The organism is Bacillus sp. FSL K6-0138, assembly GCF_037982765.1.
Taxonomy (GTDB): Bacteria; Bacillota; Bacilli; order Bacillales; family Bacillaceae; genus Bacillus; species Bacillus glycinifermentans.
In genome coordinates this window covers 3,628,683-3,648,623 of record NZ_CP150286.1, presented here as the reverse complement: position 1 = coordinate 3,648,623, position 19,941 = coordinate 3,628,683, and the positions used below count along the sequence as shown (strand labels likewise).

General features: G+C 48.4%; 19 protein-coding genes. 15 read left to right on the top strand and 4 right to left on the bottom strand.

The window, feature by feature from the left end; translation table 11 throughout:
• Positions 1 to 38: 38 nt before the first annotated feature.
• The 5 genes from MHB78_RS19335 to MHB78_RS19315 all read left to right on the top strand — a co-directional run bounded on the left by MHB78_RS19335 (position 39) and on the right by MHB78_RS19315 (position 5,569).
• Positions 39 to 1,232, top strand: coding sequence for a macrolide family glycosyltransferase (locus tag MHB78_RS19335; RefSeq protein ID WP_046131008.1), 1,194 nt, complete (start codon positions 39 to 41; stop codon positions 1,230 to 1,232).
• Between the two features lie 91 nt (positions 1,233 to 1,323).
• Complete coding sequence (locus tag MHB78_RS19330; RefSeq protein WP_046131007.1) at positions 1,324 to 1,638, top strand: YckD family protein; 315 nt, start codon at positions 1,324 to 1,326, stop codon at positions 1,636 to 1,638.
• Between the two features lie 102 nt (positions 1,639 to 1,740).
• A complete protein-coding gene (locus MHB78_RS19325; protein WP_046131006.1) occupies positions 1,741 to 2,946 on the top strand; it encodes an MFS transporter in 1,206 nt (401 codons plus the stop codon).
• Between the two features lie 370 nt (positions 2,947 to 3,316).
• A complete protein-coding gene (locus tag MHB78_RS19320; RefSeq protein WP_046131005.1) occupies positions 3,317 to 4,690 on the top strand; it encodes a sucrose-specific PTS transporter subunit IIBC in 1,374 nt (457 codons plus the stop codon).
• 42 nt (positions 4,691 to 4,732) lie between these two features.
• The gene (locus MHB78_RS19315) at positions 4,733 to 5,569 is read left to right on the top strand and encodes a PRD domain-containing protein (protein ID WP_046131004.1); all 837 of its coding nucleotides are present in this window, start codon (positions 4,733 to 4,735) and stop codon (positions 5,567 to 5,569) included.
• Between the two features lie 38 nt (positions 5,570 to 5,607).
• Here the strand turns inward: MHB78_RS19315 and MHB78_RS19310 are convergent, their stop codons facing one another.
• Positions 5,608 to 6,159, bottom strand: coding sequence for a DJ-1 family glyoxalase III (locus MHB78_RS19310; RefSeq protein ID WP_046131003.1), 552 nt, complete (start codon positions 6,157 to 6,159; stop codon positions 5,608 to 5,610).
• A gap of 205 nt (positions 6,160 to 6,364) precedes the next feature.
• Between MHB78_RS19310 and MHB78_RS19305 the strand changes: the two genes are divergently transcribed.
• From MHB78_RS19305 to MHB78_RS19285, 5 genes are all read left to right on the top strand, one after another.
• Entirely contained in the window at positions 6,365 to 7,339 is a 975-nt protein-coding gene (locus tag MHB78_RS19305; protein WP_046131002.1) for a thiamine pyrophosphate-dependent dehydrogenase E1 component subunit alpha, read from the top strand.
• 24 nt (positions 7,340 to 7,363) lie between these two features.
• On the top strand, positions 7,364 to 8,398 hold the full coding sequence (locus MHB78_RS19300; protein ID WP_046131001.1) for an alpha-ketoacid dehydrogenase subunit beta: 1,035 nt from the start codon (positions 7,364 to 7,366) through the stop codon (positions 8,396 to 8,398).
• 23 nt (positions 8,399 to 8,421) lie between these two features.
• Positions 8,422 to 9,540 carry a dihydrolipoamide acetyltransferase family protein gene (locus MHB78_RS19295; protein WP_046131000.1) on the top strand — a complete coding sequence of 373 codons (1,119 nt, stop codon included), beginning with the start codon at positions 8,422 to 8,424 and terminating at the stop codon, positions 9,538 to 9,540.
• Between the two features lie 15 nt (positions 9,541 to 9,555).
• Positions 9,556 to 10,923, top strand: a complete 1,368-nt coding sequence (gene lpdA, locus MHB78_RS19290) for a dihydrolipoyl dehydrogenase (protein ID WP_046130999.1) — start codon at positions 9,556 to 9,558, stop codon at positions 10,921 to 10,923.
• Between the two features lie 76 nt (positions 10,924 to 10,999).
• The gene (locus MHB78_RS19285; protein ID WP_046130998.1) at positions 11,000 to 12,850 is read left to right on the top strand and encodes a sigma-54-dependent Fis family transcriptional regulator; all 1,851 of its coding nucleotides are present in this window, start codon (positions 11,000 to 11,002) and stop codon (positions 12,848 to 12,850) included.
• On the opposite strand, the gene MHB78_RS19280 is transcribed toward MHB78_RS19285, so the two are convergent.
• On the bottom strand, positions 12,851 to 13,177 hold the full coding sequence (locus MHB78_RS19280) for a YnfA family protein (protein ID WP_046130997.1): 327 nt from the start codon (positions 13,175 to 13,177) through the stop codon (positions 12,851 to 12,853).
• A 180-nt stretch (positions 13,178 to 13,357) separates the two neighbouring features.
• On the opposite strand from MHB78_RS19280, the gene glvA reads away from it, so the two are divergent.
• The 3 genes from glvA to MHB78_RS19265 all read left to right on the top strand — a co-directional run bounded on the left by glvA (position 13,358) and on the right by MHB78_RS19265 (position 17,203).
• A complete protein-coding gene (gene glvA, locus MHB78_RS19275) occupies positions 13,358 to 14,704 on the top strand; it encodes a maltose-6'-phosphate glucosidase (protein ID WP_046130996.1) in 1,347 nt (448 codons plus the stop codon).
• A gap of 110 nt (positions 14,705 to 14,814) precedes the next feature.
• Positions 14,815 to 15,597 carry a MurR/RpiR family transcriptional regulator gene (locus tag MHB78_RS19270; RefSeq protein WP_046130995.1) on the top strand — a complete coding sequence of 261 codons (783 nt, stop codon included), beginning with the start codon at positions 14,815 to 14,817 and terminating at the stop codon, positions 15,595 to 15,597.
• Between the two features lie 19 nt (positions 15,598 to 15,616).
• Positions 15,617 to 17,203: an alpha-glucoside-specific PTS transporter subunit IIBC gene (locus MHB78_RS19265; RefSeq protein ID WP_099047023.1), complete on the top strand. Its 1,587-nt coding sequence runs from the start codon at positions 15,617 to 15,619 to the stop codon at positions 17,201 to 17,203.
• 59 nt (positions 17,204 to 17,262) lie between these two features.
• On the opposite strand, the gene MHB78_RS19260 is transcribed toward MHB78_RS19265, so the two are convergent.
• Both MHB78_RS19260 and MHB78_RS19255 read right to left on the bottom strand, forming a co-directional pair.
• Entirely contained in the window at positions 17,263 to 17,739 is a 477-nt protein-coding gene (locus MHB78_RS19260) for a hypothetical protein (protein ID WP_046130989.1), read from the bottom strand.
• 156 nt (positions 17,740 to 17,895) lie between these two features.
• Positions 17,896 to 18,231 (bottom strand): winged helix-turn-helix transcriptional regulator, encoded by a 336-nt coding sequence (locus MHB78_RS19255; RefSeq protein WP_046130988.1) that lies wholly within the window; start codon positions 18,229 to 18,231, stop codon positions 17,896 to 17,898.
• A gap of 233 nt (positions 18,232 to 18,464) precedes the next feature.
• Here MHB78_RS19255 and MHB78_RS19250 point away from each other — a divergent pair, with 233 nt between their 5' ends.
• Together MHB78_RS19250 and MHB78_RS19245 are read left to right on the top strand one after the other, a co-directional pair.
• Positions 18,465 to 18,893: a DoxX family protein gene (locus tag MHB78_RS19250; protein ID WP_046130987.1), complete on the top strand. Its 429-nt coding sequence runs from the start codon at positions 18,465 to 18,467 to the stop codon at positions 18,891 to 18,893.
• Between the two features lie 31 nt (positions 18,894 to 18,924).
• Positions 18,925 to 19,788, top strand: coding sequence for a VOC family protein (locus MHB78_RS19245; RefSeq protein ID WP_046130986.1), 864 nt, complete (start codon positions 18,925 to 18,927; stop codon positions 19,786 to 19,788).
• Positions 19,789 to 19,941 lie beyond the last annotated feature (153 nt).

Below are 19,941 nucleotides of genomic sequence, written 5' to 3'. Positions count from 1 at the left end.
TCAAGCTGTTTAAAAATGGACGAAAAGGAGTTTTACAGATGGCAAACGTATTAATCGTAAACTTTCCGGCAGAAGGTCACGTCAATCCAACTTTAGGCATCACAAAGGCCTTTGTTGACAGGGGAGACAATGTTCATTACATTACAACGGAAAAATTTAAAGACAGGTTGGAAGGTGTAGGTGCGACTGTCCATCTGCATGAAGATTTGCTTAGAACCGCGAGCATCGATCCGGGGTCTCCTTCCGGTCTTCTTTCGTTTTTGAAGATTCACCTGCGGACATCGCTGTATATATTGGAGGTCGTGAAGGAACTGGCCAAAAGCATTCAGTTTGATTTCGTTTATTATGACACATTCTGTGCGGGGGAACTGGTCAGGGATTATTTAAATATCCCGGGAGTCGCGTCATCTGCTTCATTCCTATTCGGAGAGGAGCATCTGGATATTCTGCCGCTGCACCCGGATTCGGGCGTGCCGCTCAAAATGGACAAAGAATGTGAAGACCTGCTTGCCGAGATCAAAGAAACATACGGAGTGTCCCCGCGCCATGTCTCTCAATTTATGAGCAACCGGGCTGAGTTGACCGTCGTGTATACTAGCCGTTATTTCCAGCCTGAGAGCGGCCGGTACGGGGATGACTATTTGTTTATCGGCCCGAGCTTTCCGAAACGGCTGGACAAAAAGCACGACTTTCCGCTTGAGAAGCTAAAGGAGAAGAGGGTCATTTATATTTCAATGGGCACGGTTTTGGACAAAACGGCGGAATTTTTCAACTTGTGCATTGATGCGTTTTCTTGTTTTGAAGGCATCGTGGTGATAGCGGCGGGAGAAAGAGCCGACTTCTCGCATTTGAAGGATGTTCCCGAAAACTTCATCATAGCCCCTTATGTTCCGCAGCTTGAAGTGTTGAAAGAAACGGATGTATTCATTACCCATGGAGGAATGAACAGCGTAAATGAAAGCATCCATTTTCAGGTTCCGATGGTCGTCGTGCCCCATGATAAGGATCAGCCGATGATCGCCGCGCGGCTTGCTGAATTGAATGCAGGCTATACGATTTTCAAAGACAAGCTTGATGGGAACACATTGCGGCACGCTGCAGATCAAGTATTGAACAACAGCCTATATAAAGAAAACATTCAAAAAATCGAAGAGAGCTTCCAGAGCAGCATGGAGATGAACGAAGCGCTTAAACGCATTGATCAATATGCCGCCCAAAAAGCAAACCGCTAACCGGTTTGCTTTTTTTTGCTAATTGCGATGCATAATTCGCCTGAAAAAGAAAAAAATAGAATGAATAAATTTTGAGAAAGGGTGTTGTGCAATGCGCAAATTATGGCTGTCTTTATTGGTAATCGCGCCGTTGTCCTTCTTCGCCCCGCTTTCTGAGGCGCATGGGGAAACGCGCGATCTTACAGAGCAGCAAAAAAATGAACTGGCTTCGATGCAAAGGGATATTATGGAGAAGAAAAAACAGCTGATCAACAAGTATGTCGAGTACGGAATTATTGATCAAGAGAGAGGGAAAGAGATCAAATCCCATATTGAGCAACGCTATGAAAAAGAGAAAAAGAACGGGTTTATGCCGAAGTGGCATCATGACAAGGAAAAGAAGTTCTATAAACATCATATGCCATAAAAACGCATGCCTCGGAATGACAGCGTCAATTTCTTCGTGACAAAAGTGTAAAGACAGGTGTAAACTAATACTCATGTAAAATCAGCTAAGAGGTGAGTGAGTATGAAGAACAACCGTCCGGCTTCCGAGCGGAAGCTGCTCGGCGTTGCTGGTCTCGGCTGGCTTTTTGATGCCATGGACGTCGGAATATTGTCGTTTATTATCGCTGCTTTACACAAGGAATGGAAATTGACGCCTGAAGAGATGAGCTGGATCGGCAGCATCAACTCAATCGGCATGGCTGTCGGGGCTTTTTTATTCGGGCTATTGGCCGATCGCATCGGCCGTAAAAACGTATTTATCATTACCCTGCTGTTTTTCTCGGTGGGCAGCGGCTTATCTGCTTTTACAACGACACTTGCGGCATTTTTGGTTTTGCGCTTTGTTGTCGGCATGGGGCTTGGAGGAGAGCTTCCGGTCGCATCAACGCTCGTATCGGAGACCGTTGCCCCCGAGCGGCGGGGAAGGGTCGTCGTCCTGCTGGAAAGCTTTTGGGCATTCGGCTGGCTGGCCGCAGCACTGATTTCGTATTTTATTATTCCGCATTACGGCTGGCAGATCGCCTTGCTCATTACCGCGCTTCCGGCGTTTTACGCGCTGTATCTGCGCCTGGCGCTTCCCGACTCGCCAAAATACGGCACGATTGCTAAAGAGCGGAAGCCGTCCATTGTTGACAATATAAAAAGCGTCTGGTCCGCCCGCTTCGTCCGTCCGACGGCGATGCTGTGGATCGTCTGGTTTTGCGTCGTTTTTTCCTATTACGGGATGTTTTTATGGCTGCCGAGCGTGATGGTCATGAAAGGATTCAGCATGATTCAAAGCTTTGAATATGTATTGGTCATGACTTTGGCCCAGCTGCCCGGCTATTTCTCGGCCGCCTGGCTGATCGAGAAAGCCGGCCGGAAAATGGTCCTCATTCTTTACCTGCTCGGAACAGCCGCCAGCGCCTACTTTTTCGGAACGGCCGAGTCGCTCGCCCTCCTGTTGGCGGCAGGAATGTTTTTATCATTCTTCAACCTTGGCGCATGGGGAGCGCTTTACGCGTATACGCCTGAGCAGTACCCGACGCAGATCAGGGGGACCGGCGCCGGAATGGCCGCTGCGTTCGGCAGAATCGGCGGGATTTTGGGGCCGTTCCTTGTGGGCAGTCTCGTCAGCCAAGGCACATCGCTTTCCGTCATTTTCCTGATCTTCTGCCTGGCGGTTTTGGCAGCCGTCGGCGCGGTTCTCTTTTTGGGAACGGAAACGAAGCAGCAAGAGCTTGCTTAGTTGTGCGAAGGGCGTAAAGAGGGATCGGAAAAGGATAAACATCGCTTAAAGACGTTGAGAGAAGGTGAGCCGCACCTTCTCTTTTTGTGAAAATAGTACTATTGATGCAAAAGCCTGAACAGAATAGAATCGTAATAAGAACAAAATATCGGCGGGTTTGTTACTGGTAAAGCAGGCAAGACCTAAAATATGACGAAGGACCTACTCCTTTCAGTGCGCTTTCTTGCGCCTATCGGCAGACGTCCTTCGCATGTTTTAGGTCTTTTTTCGTTCTTTGGCCGGCGCGTTTTTTCCGAATGTCACATTTTTCATTTTGATCGCTGGCTGCTCATTTGATAGGATAAAAAAATTGAAGGAGGAGACACCGGTTATGGAGCATAAAGAAATCGCAAAAGAACTGTTGTCCAGGATCGGCGGCAGCGAAAACGTCATCGATATCAGCCACTGTACGACAAGGCTGCGTTTCAATGTCAAAGATGATACAAAAATAGATATTGCCTCAATCGAAAAGCTGGAGCACGTGCAGGGGACTTTTTTTAGGTACGGCTTATTTCAAATCATTTTCGGAGCGGGCACCGTTAATAAAATCTACAAAGAAATGCTTCAATTATGTGAACCGGCTCCTATAGAGAAGGAAATAGAACCTCAATCTCGAATGAATCGTTTTACGAGATTTGCAAAAACGTTGTCTGATATATTCGTCCCGATCATTCCGGCAATGGTCGCAAGCGGGCTGATCAAGGGGCTGATCGGGGTCCTCAAGGAATTTGGACTAAGCGCAGCGGACGTCCCGGCTATGAAAATGCTCGATATTTTTTCGAGTTCCGCATTTATCATTCTCCCCGTGCTGCTTGGATTCAGCGCGGCGAAGCAGTTTGGTGCGAATCCGTATCTGGGGGCGGTCATCGGCGGTATTCTCACCCACCCGGATTTGCTCGATCCTTCATTGCTCGGCAGCAAAGCACTGCCATCCGTTGATGTTTTCGGGCTTGAAGTGCCATTGATCGGATATCAGGAGACGGTCATCCCGATTCTGTTGTCCGTTTATATCATGAGCTGCATTGAAAAGCTGCTGAAAAAAATCGTTCCCCGCTCTTTGGATTTGCTTGTCATTCCGTTTGTAACGGTGATGATTACAGGATTTGCTGCACTGTTTATCATGGGGCCTGTTTCTTTATTCATCGGCCGTTTGATGAGTGAAAGCCTGGGCTTTGTTTATCAATATGCGGGACCGGTTGCCGGCCTGTTATTTGGCGGACTTTACTCATTGATCGTCCTGAGTGGCCTGCATCACAGCTTTTATGTGATCGAAGCCTCGCTGCTTGCAGATCCCGAATACGGCGTCAACTTTTTGCTTCCGATCTGGTCGATGGCCAACGTCGCTCAAGGGGGAGCCGGGCTTGCCGCATTTATTAAAACGAAAAACGCCGATATCAAAAAGATTGCGATACCCGCCTCACTTACCGCCTTTCTCGGAATCGTCGAACCCGTGATGTTCGGCGTCAATTTAAAATATCTCAGGCCGTTTATCGGTGCAGCGATCGGCGGCGCGCTTGGCGGTGCATATGTGACCTTCGTCCACGTCGCCGCCAATTCATACGGGCTGACCGGCATTCCGATGATTTCGATCATTTTGCCGCTCGGAACCGCCAATCTCGTTCATTACTTGATCGGTTTTGCGATTGCCGCGGTTTCTGCGTTCGTTGCGACGCTGTGTCTTGGCTTGAAAGAGGAAAAAGAATAATTCCGTTTTCATTACCAAAACAGGGATGAAAGGAAGGCAGCTATGAAAATCAAGAAAATCTTAAATAACAACGCGCTGGTAGTGAAAGACCGTGATGAAGAAAAGATCGTGCTGGGGTCCGGAATCGCCTTTCAGAAAAAGAAAAATGATGTTGTGGACAGGTCTAAAATCGAAAAAATCTTTGTCAAGAAAGATTCAACAGAGTACCGCCAGTTTAAGAATATATTAAAAACGCTTCCGGAGGATCACATTCAGATTGCAGAGGACATCATCTCTCATGCGGAAAAGGAGCTGGGGATTAAAATCCACGAACGGATCCATGTTGCTTTCTCAGACCACCTGTCGTTTGCGATTGAACGCCTCAGCAAAGGAATGGTCATCAAAAATCCGCTGCTTCATGAAGTCAAAGTCCTATATACGAAAGAATTCCAAATCGGACGCTGGGCGAAAGCGCTCATTAAAGAGAAGCTTCACATCGACATCCCCGAGGATGAAGTCGCAAACATCGCTTTACATATACATACCGCCAAAACAAACGCCGGGGATATGACCAAAACGCTCGACCTTACGACAATGATCAGGGATATCATCAGAATCATCGAAAACAGATTGAACATCACGATCAAAGACGAAACGATTTCATATGAAAGGCTTGTCACGCATCTCCGGTTTGCGATTCAGCACGTCGAAGCGGGTGAGACCTTTTATGAACTTGATGCTGACATGATGGACCTGATTAAAAAGAGGTTCAGACAAGCCTTTTTGTGCGCGCGCGAAATCGGGGAATTCGTCAAAAAAGAGTACGGGTTTGAATTTCCGGAAAAGGAATTATGCTATATTTCAATGCATATTCAAAGGTTTTACCAGCGGTCGGTTTAACCTTATGAGAAAACACCGGCAGTCTGTGCCGGTGTTTTTTATTGGACGAGCATGCCTTTAGCGACTGCATCGGCTTTCTCTTTGCCCTTTAACAATTCAGCCAGCTTTAAGGCAAACGGGATCGTTGTCGCAGGCCCGCGGGAGGTAATGATATTCCCGTCTATCACGACGTTTTCATCTGTGACGATGTCCGCTCCTGTAAGCTCCTTCTCAACGCCGGGGTAGCAGGTTGCTTTTTTGCCGCTGACAAGCCCCGTTTTTCCAAGCGTCATCGTCGCGGCGCAAATGGCGGCAACGTATGTTCCGGATGCTGCGGCTTCTTTTAAAGTCTCATGCAGGGCATCATGCTCAAGCATTTTTTTGCTTCCCACGTTTCCTCCCGGCAGAATCAGCATGTCCGCTTCACGAAAGTCGGCGTCGTCAAACATTTTGTCGGCTTCAACGACGATGCCGTGTCCGCCTTTGACGCTTCGTTCTGGATCGAGGGAGACGGTGACGGTTTCCACTTCCGCCCTCCGTAAAATATCAATCGTTGCAATCGCTTCGATTTCTTCAAATCCGTCAATTAAAAAGACATATGCTTTTGTCATGGAATCGACCTCCTTACTCTCCATTCTAACGGCCAAAAAGTTTTTCTGGCAAATCATTCGTAGACAAAACGAGACGCGGGTCTCATTTTGTTTCTTTTTTCGCCCGTCTCTTTGAGAGCCATCTGCGACGGAGCGGCTTTTTTTATGTTGGCACGATTTTTGCTTAATAAAAAGTGAGCGATAAAAGATAGGGAGGTTTTGCATAATGGAAGCGGCATTGACAAAGGAAAAAGCGGAATGGATGTACAAAAAAATGCTCGAAATCCGCAAATTTGAAGACAAGGTGCATGAGCTGTTCGCCCAGGGAATATTGCCGGGATTTGTCCACCTTTATGCTGGGGAAGAAGCGGTGGCGGTCGGCGTCTGCGCCCATTTAAACGACAAAGACAGCATCACGAGCACGCACCGCGGTCACGGGCATTGCATCGCAAAAGGGTGCGACATCAAAGGAATGATGGCTGAGATCTACGGAAAAGCGACAGGGCTTTGCAAGGGCAAGGGAGGATCGATGCACATCGCAGACTTTGACAAAGGAATGCTCGGCGCAAACGGGATTGTCGGCGGCGGTTTTCCGTTGGCCTGCGGGGCTGCTCTTACAGCCAAATATAAAGGTGAGAAAAATGTAAGCGTTTGCTTCTTTGGTGACGGCGCAAACAATCAAGGCACTTTCCACGAAGGGATCAATCTCGCTGCCATCTGGAAGCTGCCTGTTATCTTCGTTGCCGAAAATAACGGCTACGGCGAAGCGACGCCGTTTTCCTACGCGTCGAGCTGCAAAGCGATCGCCGACCGTGCCGCGGGCTACGGAATTCCAGGCGTACAAGTGGATGGAAAAGACGTGATGGCCGTCTATCAAGCGGCCGAAGAGGCGGTAAAACGGGCGAAGAACGGCGAAGGCCCGACGTTAATCGAATGCATCACATATCGCAATTACGGTCATTTTGAAGGGGATGCCCAGCGCTACAAGACGAGCGAAGAAAAACTGGAGCATCAAGAAGAAAAAGATGCGATCTCCATTTTCAGACGCGAATTGCTGGCAAGTCAGAAGCTGACTGAAGAGGAGCTTGACCGGATTGAAACATCTGTCGCAAAAGCGGTAGAGGAAGCGGTCGAGTTCAGCGAAAAAAGCCCGTATCCTGATCAGGCCGAACTGCTGACAGACGTGTATGTTTCCTATTAATCGATTCAAAGGGGGAATTGAAAAATGGCGAGAGTATTAAGCGTGTCAGGCGCGCTCAATGAAGCGATCAAACTGGCGATGAGAAAAGACGCCGATGTTATTTTAATGGGGGAAGACGTCGCCGGCGGAGCGAACGTCGACCACCTGCAGGATGATGAAGCGTGGGGCGGCGTGCTTGGCGTGACAAAGGGGCTCGTTCAGGAATTCGGAAGGGAACGGGTTCTCGATACGCCGATCAGTGAAGCTGGGTATATCGGCGCTGCAATGGCTGCCGCTTCAACGGGTCTCAGGCCGATCGCCGAATTGATGTTCAATGATTTTATCGGCACCTGTTTGGACCAGGTGCTGAACCAAGGTGCGAAGTTCCGCTATATGTTCGGCGGAAAAGCGGAGGTGCCGATAACGATCAGAACAACGCACGGGGCTGGCTTCAGAGCGGCTGCCCAGCATTCGCAAAGCCTGTATGCCCTTTTTACAAGCATTCCGGGGCTGAAGGTGGTCGTACCTTCTGCTCCTTATGATGCCAAAGGCTTGCTGCTTGCGGCGATTGAAGATCAAGATCCCGTCATCTTCTTTGAAGACAAAACATTATACAACATGACCGGTGATGTCCCTGAAGGTTATTACACGCTTCCGATCGGCAAGGCAGACGTGAAGCGGGAAGGTTCTGACGTGACGATCTTCGCCGTCGGCAAACAGGTCAACACGGCTTTAGAAGCAGCAGAACAGCTTGCGGCCCGGGGAATCGAGGCGGAAGTCCTTGATCCGCGCAGCTTGTCGCCGCTTGATGAAGAGGCGATTCTGGCTTCAGTAGAAAAAACAAACCGGCTTGTGATCGTTGATGAAGCGAATCCGAGGTGCGGCATCGCCGCGGATATCGCCTCCCTGGTCGCAGATAAGGGATTTGATTTGCTGGACGCCCCGATCAAAAAGGTGACGGCGCCGCACACACCTGTCCCGTTTTCGCCGCCGCTTGAAGACATCTATCTGCCGACGCCTGACAAGGTAATGAACACCGTTTTGGAGCTTGTTGGAGAGACATCGTCTCAAGGCGTGTGACATTAAGAAAGGAGAGAGAAAACATGGCCGTCGAAGTTGTCATGCCAAAGCTTGGAATGTCAATGAAAGAAGGGATCGTGTCCGCCTGGAATAAAAAAGCCGGGGAAGCCGTTGAAAAAGGAGAAAGCATCGCTAGCATCAACTCTGAAAAGATCGAAATGGACATCGAGTCGCCGGCAAAAGGGACCGTTTTAGAAATTAAAGTGCCTGAAGGAGAAGGTGTGCCGCCGGGAACCGTCATCTGCTGTATCGGCGATGAAAGCGAACAGGCCCCAAAAGAAAAGGGACCGAAACCGGCGGGAGAACGCCTGAAAATTTCTCCAGCCGCCCGTAAAATCGCTGAAGGCGCAAACGTGGACATTCATTCGATACAGGGCACTGGACCGGGCGGAAGGATTACGAAGGCTGATGTTTTAAAGGCGCTTCCTGAAGAGCCGAAAACACAGCCGGCCAAAAAGGATCAGCAGCCTGTAAACACGATGAGGAAGACGATCGCCGCTAGGATGACAGAAAGCCTGCAAAACAGCGCACAGCTTACCATCACGATGAAAGCCGATGTAACCAAACTGACCGCCCTGCAGCATCAACTTAATGAAACGGCCAAAACAAAATATGATACAAAGCTGACGCTGACCGATTTTGCCGCAAGGGCGGCGACGCTTTCGCTATTGGAGCACCCTGAGATGAACAGCTCATATCAAGACGAAAGGCTTTCGATTTATGAACACGTCCATTTAGGAATTGCGGCCGCATTGGACGGCGGTTTGGCGGTTCCCGTCATCCGCCATGCCGAGCGCCTGCCGTTAATTGAACTGGCAAAAAAAATAAAATGGTACGCTGAAAAAGCACGCGAAGGCCGGCTTCTTCACGATGAGATTGAAGGTTCAACTTTTACGATCACAAACCTGGGCGCGTACGGAGTCGAGCATTTCACGCCGATCTTGAATCCGCCTGAGGCGGGGATCCTCGGAATCGGCCGGATGTACGAAGCGCCCGTTTACAAGGAAGGGGAATTGTGCAAAAGCGATATCCTTCCGCTGAGCCTGACGTTTGATCATCGGGCGCTCGACGGGGCGCCGGCCGCGGCGTTTCTGACAACCGTAAAAACGTATTTGGAAAACCCTGCATCGATTCTTTTATAGAAAGAAGGTGAAAACATGACACTCGCCATAATCGGAGGAGGACCGGGAGGATATGTGGCGGCGATTACCGCCGCCCGCCTCGGCAGGGAAGTCATATTGATTGACCGCGGGCCATTGGGAGGAACGTGTCTGAACGAAGGCTGCATCCCGACAAAAGCGCTGCTTGAAAGCGCGGATGTGTATGAAAAAATCAAGGCGGCCAATGAGTTCGGCATTGATCTGCCGCAAGAAGGAGCCGTCATTCGATGGCAGGGCGTTCAGAAGCGAAAAACGGCGATCGTCCAAAAGCTTTTAGGAGGCATCACCTATTTAATGAACAAAAACAGGATCAAGGTGCTGAACGGAAAAGCGTCTTTTCTCTCCGAACGCGACATCCTTGTAGAAGGAGAAGGGCAGAGGGAGGTCGTCAAAGCCGATCAAGCGATCATCGCCTCGGGTTCTGAACCGGCGGAGCTGCCATTCGCCCCTTTTGACGGGAAGTGGATCATCCATAGCGGCGATGCCATGGCGCTTCCGTCCATTCCCGACACGATTTTCATCATCGGAGGAGGCATCATCGGCTGCGAATTCGCAAGCATTTTCAGCAGAATGGGCGCTAAAGTCGTCATCGCTGAGAAAGCCGGGCAGATTCTGCCTGAAGAGGACCCTGACATCGCCGCATTTTTGCGCAGCAAGCTTGAACAATCCGGAGTCGACGTCATGACATCCGTATCTGTTGAACGGCTTGATCACATTCAGAAGAAAGCCTTTTTGAACAATGGAGTAGAAATCGGTGCAGACGTTTGTTTAATCGCGATTGGCCGGAAGCCGAGGGTGTCGGATTTAAACCTTGATCATATCGGAATTCAATATGACAGCAGGGGCATTTACGTTAATCAGCATATGCAAACGAACCTTCCGCATATCTATGCCTGCGGGGATGTGACGGGCGGCGTACAGCTTGCACACGCCGCCTTTCACGAAGGGAAAATCGCCGCTTCCCACGCTTCGGGCAAAGACGTGCAGGCAAGCGGCGAGATCATCCCGCGCTGCATCTATACTTCACCTGAAATCGCCGGCGTCGGGCTGAATGAAAAGAAAGCAAGGGAACGATATGGCGATATTCGGGTGGGAGAGTTTTCGTTTTCCGCAAATGGGAAAGCGCTTATCTTACACGAACCTGTCGGCAAGGTGAAAATCATCACGGAGCCGGAATATAACGAGATCGTCGGCGTATCCATCATCGGGCCGAATGCCACCGAACTGATCGGGCAGGCATCCATTATGATGCATGCCGAGATGACGGCTGACGCAATGGAGAATTTGATCGCCGCACATCCGACTCTTTCAGAAACGATTCACGAAGCATTACTGCAAACCACGGGGCAGGCCGTCCATTGCTGATGCATCTAAAAAAGCAATGTTGAAAGCGCTTTTATAATTCTCTATAATGAGAAAAAAGCCCTTAGGAGAGGATGGAATGAATCCGACGCCCTGCTATTTAAATACGTGGAAGCGCTTCGTTCAGGAGGGGCTGCTTGACGGGTCCCGCCTGAACAAAAGAGTCATGGAATCATGGTACCGCTGTAAAAATGCAAATGTGAATCCGTATTTAGATAAAGGACGGTCGATATTGCAAAAGGATTTGTTCAACGCTCAAAAACAGAAGCATTCCGAATTTTTTGAGGCCGCCCTGCCTTATTTGAAAAAGATCAGCCTTGAATTGGAAGAATCGGAAATGATGGCTCTTCTCATCGATGCGGACGGCTATGTGCTAAGCTTGGCGGGAAGCAAAAGAACGCTTGAAGAAGCAAGAAAAATCAATTTTGTCGAAGGGGTGTGCTGGACAGAAACGGAAGTCGGTACAAACGCAATCGGTACGGCGCTTGAAATCGGCGAGGCCGTCTCGATTAACGGAACAGAGCATTACTCCGTCGCCTCCCATCAATGGAGCTGTTCAGCCGCCCCGATCCGGCATGAGGACGGAACGACCTTAGGCGTCATTGACATTTCCTGTCTCGCTGACAGGCGGCACCCTTTTATGCTCGGCATGGCAGCGACCGTGGCCCATGCCATTGAACGCGAAATCAATGTCCGCTCAAAACGAAAAGAAGTGGAACTCGTCAACCGTTGTCTTGAGATCATCGATTCTGATGAACCGTTTATCGTCTGCAATGATAAAAAAGCGATCGTTTCGGCAAGCAAGCCTGTGCGCGAACGTTTTTCAGACTGGCGCGGCATGAATGTCAATGAATTGCTTAGCCGGGGGTGTTACACCCGCTCGGAACAGAAAATTGTCTCAGACATAAACGGAGAGCCGCTCGGAACCTCAATCTCATTGAGAGAAGCCCCGCAAAAAGAACATACCGGAACATTTATATCCTATTTCAGCTATAGAGGAGCCGCAGGTACAAGCGAGGTATTTCAAAAGGCGCTCAACGAAATGAAAATGGCAGCAAATACGGATGCCAACGTATACATATGGGGGGAAACAGGTTCTGGAAAAGAATTGGCGGCAAGGGCGATCCATGAGGGGAGCGCCAGAAGAAACGGCCCTTTTATTGCCGTAAATTGCGGCGCCATTCCCGAAAGCTTAATGGAAAGCGAACTGTTCGGTTATGCGGAAGGCGCGTTTACCGGGGCGAAACGCCGCGGCTCAAAAGGGAAATTTGAGCAGGCTGACAAAGGAACGATCTTCTTGGATGAAATCGGAGAAATCCCCCATGCGATGCAAGTTGCGCTGTTAAGGATCATCGAGGAGCGGAAGGTCACCCCGATCGGCGGCACTCATGAAATTCCTTTGGACATCAGAATCATTTCTGCAACCCATCGCGATATAACCGAGCTTTTACGAAAAGGGAAGATTCGCAAAGATTTGTACTACCGCCTTCATGTCTACCCCGTCAACATTCCGCCGCTGAGGGAACGGAAAGAAGATATTCCCGATTTGTTCACCCATTACAAAAAGAAGCATCAGTGGAATGCCGAATGTCCTGATCATTTTTTTCGGCGGCTTGAAGCATACCATTGGCCTGGAAACATTCGTGAACTTTTCAATGTTTTTGAACGTCTGAGAGTGTTGTTTCCTTCCGGAGGAATGATCTGCGAGGCCGATTATGAACCGGTCCTGAGCGCGCTTGACTGGCAAAGCTCAGAACCGCCTGCCGCAGATCGCTGTTCAAGCGCGCCGCTTACATTCAGGGAGCATATCCAAAAACATATGATGATGGAGGCTTTGCAAAAAACGAAAGGCAATGTGACAAAGGCCGCAAAGCTGGCAGGCATTCCGAGAAGCACGTTCTACAAGCGCCTGCAAAAGTATAATTTATAGCTATCCTCTCGGCGCCCAAAGCATGATGCATACACCCGCTAAACAGATGACAGCCCCGACCCAGTCATAGAGGTCAGGGGTTTTTTTGTCGACCCACCAGCCCCACAGAACGGCAAGAATGATAAACACACCTCCGTAGGCGGCATACACGCGGCCGAATGACGGGAACTTCTGCAACGTTGGGATGATCCCGTAGGCGATTAAAATCAGGCTTCCGCAAATTCCGTACCAAGCCGGCTTGGACTCCCTCAACCACAGCCAAACAAGATAGCCCCCGCCGATTTCAGCCAAACCCGCGAGCAGAAATAATAGCAGTGCAATCAGCATAAACGAAACACTCCAATTACGATGTCTTACACTGATTGTACAATAATCCCATGGGAAATTTCCCGCTTTCCGTGAAAATAAACAGAACACGATTATAGGAACTGTCTGCCCCAAACCTGTTGGATGCCGATGTAAAGCGTGATATAAGTAACATGTAAACGCTTATAAGGGGGCAATAAAATGAACAAATCGTATTCGATCGTCATAGCCGGAGGAGGAAGCACTTTTACCCCGGGAATCGTTTTGATGCTGCTGGACAATCTTGATGACTTTCCGATCTCCCGCCTGAAGCTTTACGATAATGACGAGGAGCGCCAAAACAAAATCGCAGGCGCCTGTGAAGTGTTGATTAAAGAAAGGGCGCCTCATATTGAATTTTTGGCGACGACTGATCCGAAAGAAGCGTTTTCTGAGGTCGATTTTGTGATGGCTCATATCAGGGTCGGAAAATATGCGATGAGGGAGCTCGACGAAAAAATCCCTCTGAAATACGGAGTTGTCGGCCAGGAAACGTGCGGACCGGGAGGAATCGCCTATGGAATGAGATCCATCGGCGGCGTTCTCGAGCTGATCGATTATATGGAGACCTATTCTCCTGATGCGTGGATGCTCAACTATTCCAATCCGGCTGCCATTGTCGCCGAGGCGACGAGAAGGCTGCGCCCGACTTCAAAAGTGCTGAACATATGCGATATGCCGATCGGCATTGAAGACAGAATGGCCCAAATCCTTGGATTATCTTCCCGGAAAGAAATGGTCGTCCGTTATTACGGCCTCAATCATTTTGGCTGGTGGACGTCAATCTGTGACAAGGCCGGAAACGATCTGATGCCGGCGATCAAGGAACACGTCGGGAAGTTCGGCTACATTCCGAAAAACGAACAAGAACAAGCAGAAGCAAGCTGGAATGATACCTTCAAAAAGGCCCGTGAAGTCTACCAGCTTGATCCGGATACGCTGCCAAACACATATTTGCAATATTATTTCTACCCGGATGATATGGTGAAAAAATCGAATCCCGATTTTACCCGGGCGAACGAAGTCATGGAGGGCAGGGAAAAATTCATTTTCGGCGAATGCGAAAAAATCGTCAGGGCGCAATCGTCTGCAGACAGCCAAATCAAAATTGATGACCATGCTTCATATATCGTCGACCTTGCCCGTGCGCTCGCATATAATACGGGGGAACGGATGCTGTTAATCGTTGAAAACAACGGCACGATCGAAAACTTTGATCCAACGGCGATGGTTGAGGTACCGTGCATCGTCGGCAAAAACGGGCCTGAGCCGATCACGGTCGGCCGGATTCCGCAGTTCCAAAAAGGACTGATGGAGCAGCAGGTATCCGTTGAAAAGCTGGTTGTCGAAGCGTGGATTGAAAAGTCGTATCAAAAACTGTGGCAGGCGCTGACGTTGTCTAAGACGGTTCCAAACGCACGAACGGCAAAGCTCATTTTAGACGACCTGGTTGAAGCAAACAAAGATTACTGGCCGCCGCTGGCAGAGAAAAACCTTCAGCCGTCATAAAGGACGTCGCGTTTTACATGCCAACCGGCAGTTGATTCATTGCTTGGCATAACCCCCATTTTTTCTCGTATTTTATATAATAAAAATAGAGAAAAAATGGGGTGAACATGATGCAATTGGAAGAATTGATGAACAAGCATTATAAAAAACTAAATGAAAATGATTTTCATATTTTGAAATATATTTTGAATCATCAGGATACCTGCTACAAGCTAGGCATAAATGAACTGGCTAAAAAGTGCAATGTATCACGCACTTCTATTTTAAGGCTTTCTCAAAAGCTTGATTTCAGCGGATACAGCGAATTTCGGGTGTTTTTGAAATGGGAGGCGGAGAAGCGGGCGGAAGAGCGGGATGAATGCCGTTCTTTCGAAGGGCTGATGAGGGATATGGAAGCCAGCATGAAATATTTAAAAAATACGGATATGCGGAAGATGTGCAAACTGATTGACGAAGCAGACCGTATTTTTGTGTACGGCTCCGGCACGGCCCAAACTTCCTGCGCTTGTGAGCTGCAGCGCATGTTTATACCCCGGCACAGGTATTTGATGGTCATCAAAGATCAAATCGAATTCGAAATGATGATGTCTGATTTTACCGATCAAGATCTTATCATCATCATTTCGCTGTCCGGGGAAACCCCGTCTCTGATTCCGCAAGCCCAAACGCTCTCTGCCAAAGGGATTCCGTTTATTTCCCTGACCAACCTGAAAAATAATTTACTCGCTCAATTGACGCCGTACAACCTCTATGCGACGAGCCAGCCTGTAACGATTTCTTCTCATACAGAACTGACGGCGTTTGCTCCTTTTTTTCTCGTCGGGGAAGCGTTGTTTCGCAGTTATATCGATTACACTGAAGAAAAGAACCGGACCGAAAAAAATCATGTTTAACAAACAAGGGGGGGTTACATTGATGCAAAAAGTGCAGCGATTCGGCAGCGCCATGTTTGTTCCGGTCTTGTTATTTGCGTTTGCGGGAATCGTCGTGGGACTGAGCACTTTATTTAAAAACGAGCAGCTGATGGGAGCGATCGCCCGGCCTGACACCTTTTGGTATCAATGCTGGTATATCATTGAGGAAGGGGGCTGGACCGTATTTAGGCAGATGCCGCTGTTGTTCGCGGTCGGCATTCCGATCGCACTCGCGAAAAAAGCTCAGGCGCGCGCATGTTTGGAAACGCTTACTACCTATTTGACCTTTAACTACTTTATCAGCGCCATCCTCACCGTTTGGGGCGATTTTTTCGGCGTAGACATGAGCCAGGAAGCCGGGGGAACCAGCGGACTTGCAGAAATTGCAGGCATCAAAACCCTTGACACAAACATCATTGGCGCGATTTTGATTTCTTCTATTGTCGTGTATATCCACAACCGCTACTTTGATAAAAAGCTGCCCGACTTTCTGGGGATTTTTCAAGGTTCTTCATTTGTCGTGATCATCTCGTTTGCCGTCATGCTGCCGGTCGCTTTGGCAACAGCGTACATTTGGCCGATGGTTCAAGGCGGTATTGCATCATTGCAAACGTTTCTCGTGGGGTCGGGCGCATTTGGCGTATGGGTCTACACATTTCTTGAAAGGGTCTTGATTCCGACGGGGCTTCATCATTTCATATACACGCCGTTTGTTTTCGGACCGGCCGTTGTTGAAGGCGGGATTGTCACCTATTGGGCCCAGCACCTCGGGGAGTTTTCAGCCAGTGCGCAGCCGCTGAAGGAGCTGTTTCCGCAGGGCGGGTTTGCGCTTCACGGAAACTCCAAGATCTTCGGAATTCTTGGAATCGCACTTGCCATTTATGTGACAGCCAAAAAGGAAAAGAAAAAAATCGTAGCCGGCTTGTTGATTCCGATTACCTTGACGGCCATGATAGCCGGGATCACAGAACCGATTGAGTTTACCTTTTTATTCATCTCGCCTTTGCTGTTTTTGGTCCACAGCCTTTTAGCGGCTACAATGGCGACATTGATGTATGCTTGCGGAGTTGTCGGGAATATGGGCGGAGGTTTAATCGAAATCTTGACGCTCAACTGGATACCGCTCTTTCATTCGCATGGCAGCACTTATCTGTTTCAAATATTGATCGGCCTTTCCTTCTCAGTCATTTATTTCTTTGTATTCAGATTCCTGATTTTAAGAATGGACATCGCAACACCGGGGCGGGAAAAAGGTGAACAGCAGGAAACGAAGTTTTATACAAAACAAGATTTCAAGGCGAAGAAGCATTCAGAAAAAGAGGTTTCAGCGGGCAGGGAACACGAAGAAGATCAAGCGGTTCTTTGTATTCGCGCCCTCGGCGGAAAAGATAACATCGCGGAAGTGACGAATTGTGCGACACGTTTGAGGGTCAGCGTCTATGACGAATCAAAAGTGCAGCCGGACAACGAATTTAAAGCGCTGGGCGCCCACGGTGTGGTCAGGAACGGCAAAGCTTTGCAGATCATCATCGGCCTTTCGGTTCCTCAGGTAAGGGAAAGGGTGGAGAAGCTGCTGGACAGCTAAAAAAGAGCATGCTGCCTTTAAACATTTTGAGACAAGGCAGCTTTTTTATATGCCCGGTTTTAAGCATTAAACTTCAGTTTTTCTATATCGCGCTTACTGGCCGCAATTTCCTTTGTCATCTCATTCAGGTTGTGATCGAAAAACGCGGTTCTTTGAAATAATTTATCGAACTTCTTTCCTGTATCAAGCTTAAAAGCGGACAGTTCTGCCTGGGTTTTCTCCTGCGCTTCTTTAAGCGCCCCGAGCATAGTAAAGACCTCGGTTTTAAAGTGATCAAAATGTTTTTGATGTGCCAGGGTTTTCACTTTAAAAGATGTAAATTCTTTTTTAAACGATGTGAGGTCTTTTTTGAGAGTGCTCATTTCGTCTTTAAGAGAAGTAAAAGCTTTTTTTAAGAAGGCGACCTCACCCTTAACAGAAGCCAGATCTTTTTTAATAAAGCTGACTTCGTCTTTAATTAAGATGAGTTCCTTTTTAAAAGGGTGAAGCTCTTCTCTGAATATGGTCCTGATGGTTTGTTCGAGTGTTGCGCTCATGTTTTCGCCTCCTTTCCGCCCTTTCACTATACCATGGATTGAAGTGCTGCAAAGGAGGGGAAAGGGAAGTTTTGCCGTTTGAAAACGTATAATTGACTATAGGAAAAACTGAACTGCAGCAAACAAAAAAGGCAATGCCCTGTCGGCATGCCTTTTTTAATGATTTTTTTCCTGAAGGTCTTCGATTTCGATCCATTTCTGCGACCAGTCTTCGATTCCTCTTAGCACGGGTTCAAGCGCTTGTCCTTTTTCGGTCAGGGAGTACTCTATCCGTACGGGGGTTTCGGGGTAAACGTGGCGATGGATGATACCTTCATGTTCAAGTTCTTTTAATCTTTCGGATAACAGCCTTCCGCTGATGGGAAGGGATGATTCTATATGACAAAACCGCTGCGGGCCGTTTAGAAGCTGGTGAATGATCAATCCGTTCCAGCGCTGACTTATCATTTTCATTCCTTTTTCAAATTTGGGACATAAAGATGATAGGCTCATGTTCCTCACCTCTCTAGGTATATTATAGCGATTTTCGAATAAATGAGCAAAGATCAGGAAATGTCTTGACGTAAGTATGTTATTTATATATACTAACTTACACAAAGTAAGTAACGAACGAAAAAAGGAGGATATTATTGTCATATCTGATGAGATGTTAATAGATTGATAGGATGGATGTTTGCCGGTGTTCAAGATTGCGGACTTAAAATAAAACCAAAAAGGAGATTATGATGAATAAAAAATACGAAATTGGTGCATTAATATTACGTCTAATTACAGGTTTTACGTTTTTCCTTCACGGATTGTCAAAGTTTCAAGGGGGAATTGAAAACACCGTCGGATTTTTCAGCAGTGTCGGGATTCCGGGCTTTCTTGCTTATATCGTAGCGATCATCGAGCTGGCGGGAGGAGCCTTGATGATCCTTGGTCTTGGTACCCGGATTATCGGAGTTTTATTTGCCGTTGTCATGCTTGGAGCTATTTTCACAGTAAAGCTTTCCGCCGGGTTCATGGGAACTGACGGAGGCGCGGGCTATGAATTTGATGTCGCGCTTCTTGCAATGTCCGTTTCCCTTGCATTGAGCGGAAGCAGCATGCTGTCTTTCGACAGCTTGTTTCGCGCCAAACGGCAAGAAGATTTGTCTGAGAAATTGTCTTAAGAAAACAGCGCCGGAAAAGGAGGAAATGATAATGACTAAGCAGATACATCCGCATACAGAACTGGGCCATGTCAAGCTAAAGGTCAGCAATCTCGAAAGGTCCATCTCCTTTTACCGGGACGTGATCGGCTTACAAGTGTTAAAACGGAATGACAAGACGGCGGAGTTCACCGCCGACGGAATGCATCCGCTGCTTTTGATCGAAGAGATCCCAAATGCGGTGGTGCTCCCTGAAAGGTCTGCCGCGGGTCTTTATCATTTTGCTATTTTGCTGCCAAACCGCAAAGAGCTGGGCTTGGCTTTGAAAAACTTGCTTAGCTCAGGCGTTGAAATCGGCCAGGGGGATCACCTCGTCAGCGAGGCGCTGTATTTGTCAGATCCGGATCAAAACGGGATTGAAGTCTACAGGGACCGGCCGCGTGAAGGATGGAAGCGCGATGATGAGGGCAATTATGTGATGGGAACGGAGCCCGTTGATATAGCGGGGCTTCTGGAAGAAGCCGGTGACCGGGAATGGAAGGGGCTTCCCCCTGAAACAAAAATCGGCCATGTTCATTTTCACGTGAGGGACTTGAAAGAGGCAAGAGAGTTCTACCATTCTGTGCTCGGATTCGGCATAGCCGGGGATTATCGGTTCATGTCAGCGCTTTTTGTCTCTGCGGGCGGCTATCACCACCATATCGGATTAAATGTGTGGGCCGGGCAGGGTGCTCCTTTTGCTCCGGCTGAAGCCGCCGGCATGGCTTATTATACGGTCCTTCTGCCGAATCAGGCCGAGCTTGAAAACACCCTTGATAAACTGAAAAGCTCAGGGCATGCGCCCCGCCGAAAAGAGGGCGCATGGTTTGTGAAAGATCCGGCTTCAGGAGTCGATATCAGATTAACCGTTAAGTAAAGATGAAACAATTCGTTTCATCTTTTTTTATGCCGTAAACAATGACAAATACAGCAAAGAATGAGACAAAACAGACATCAATAACAAAGATTCGCGGTCAGGAGCTGTGCTAACATAAATGTACCAAATGCTTTTATTTGGAAAAATAAAAGG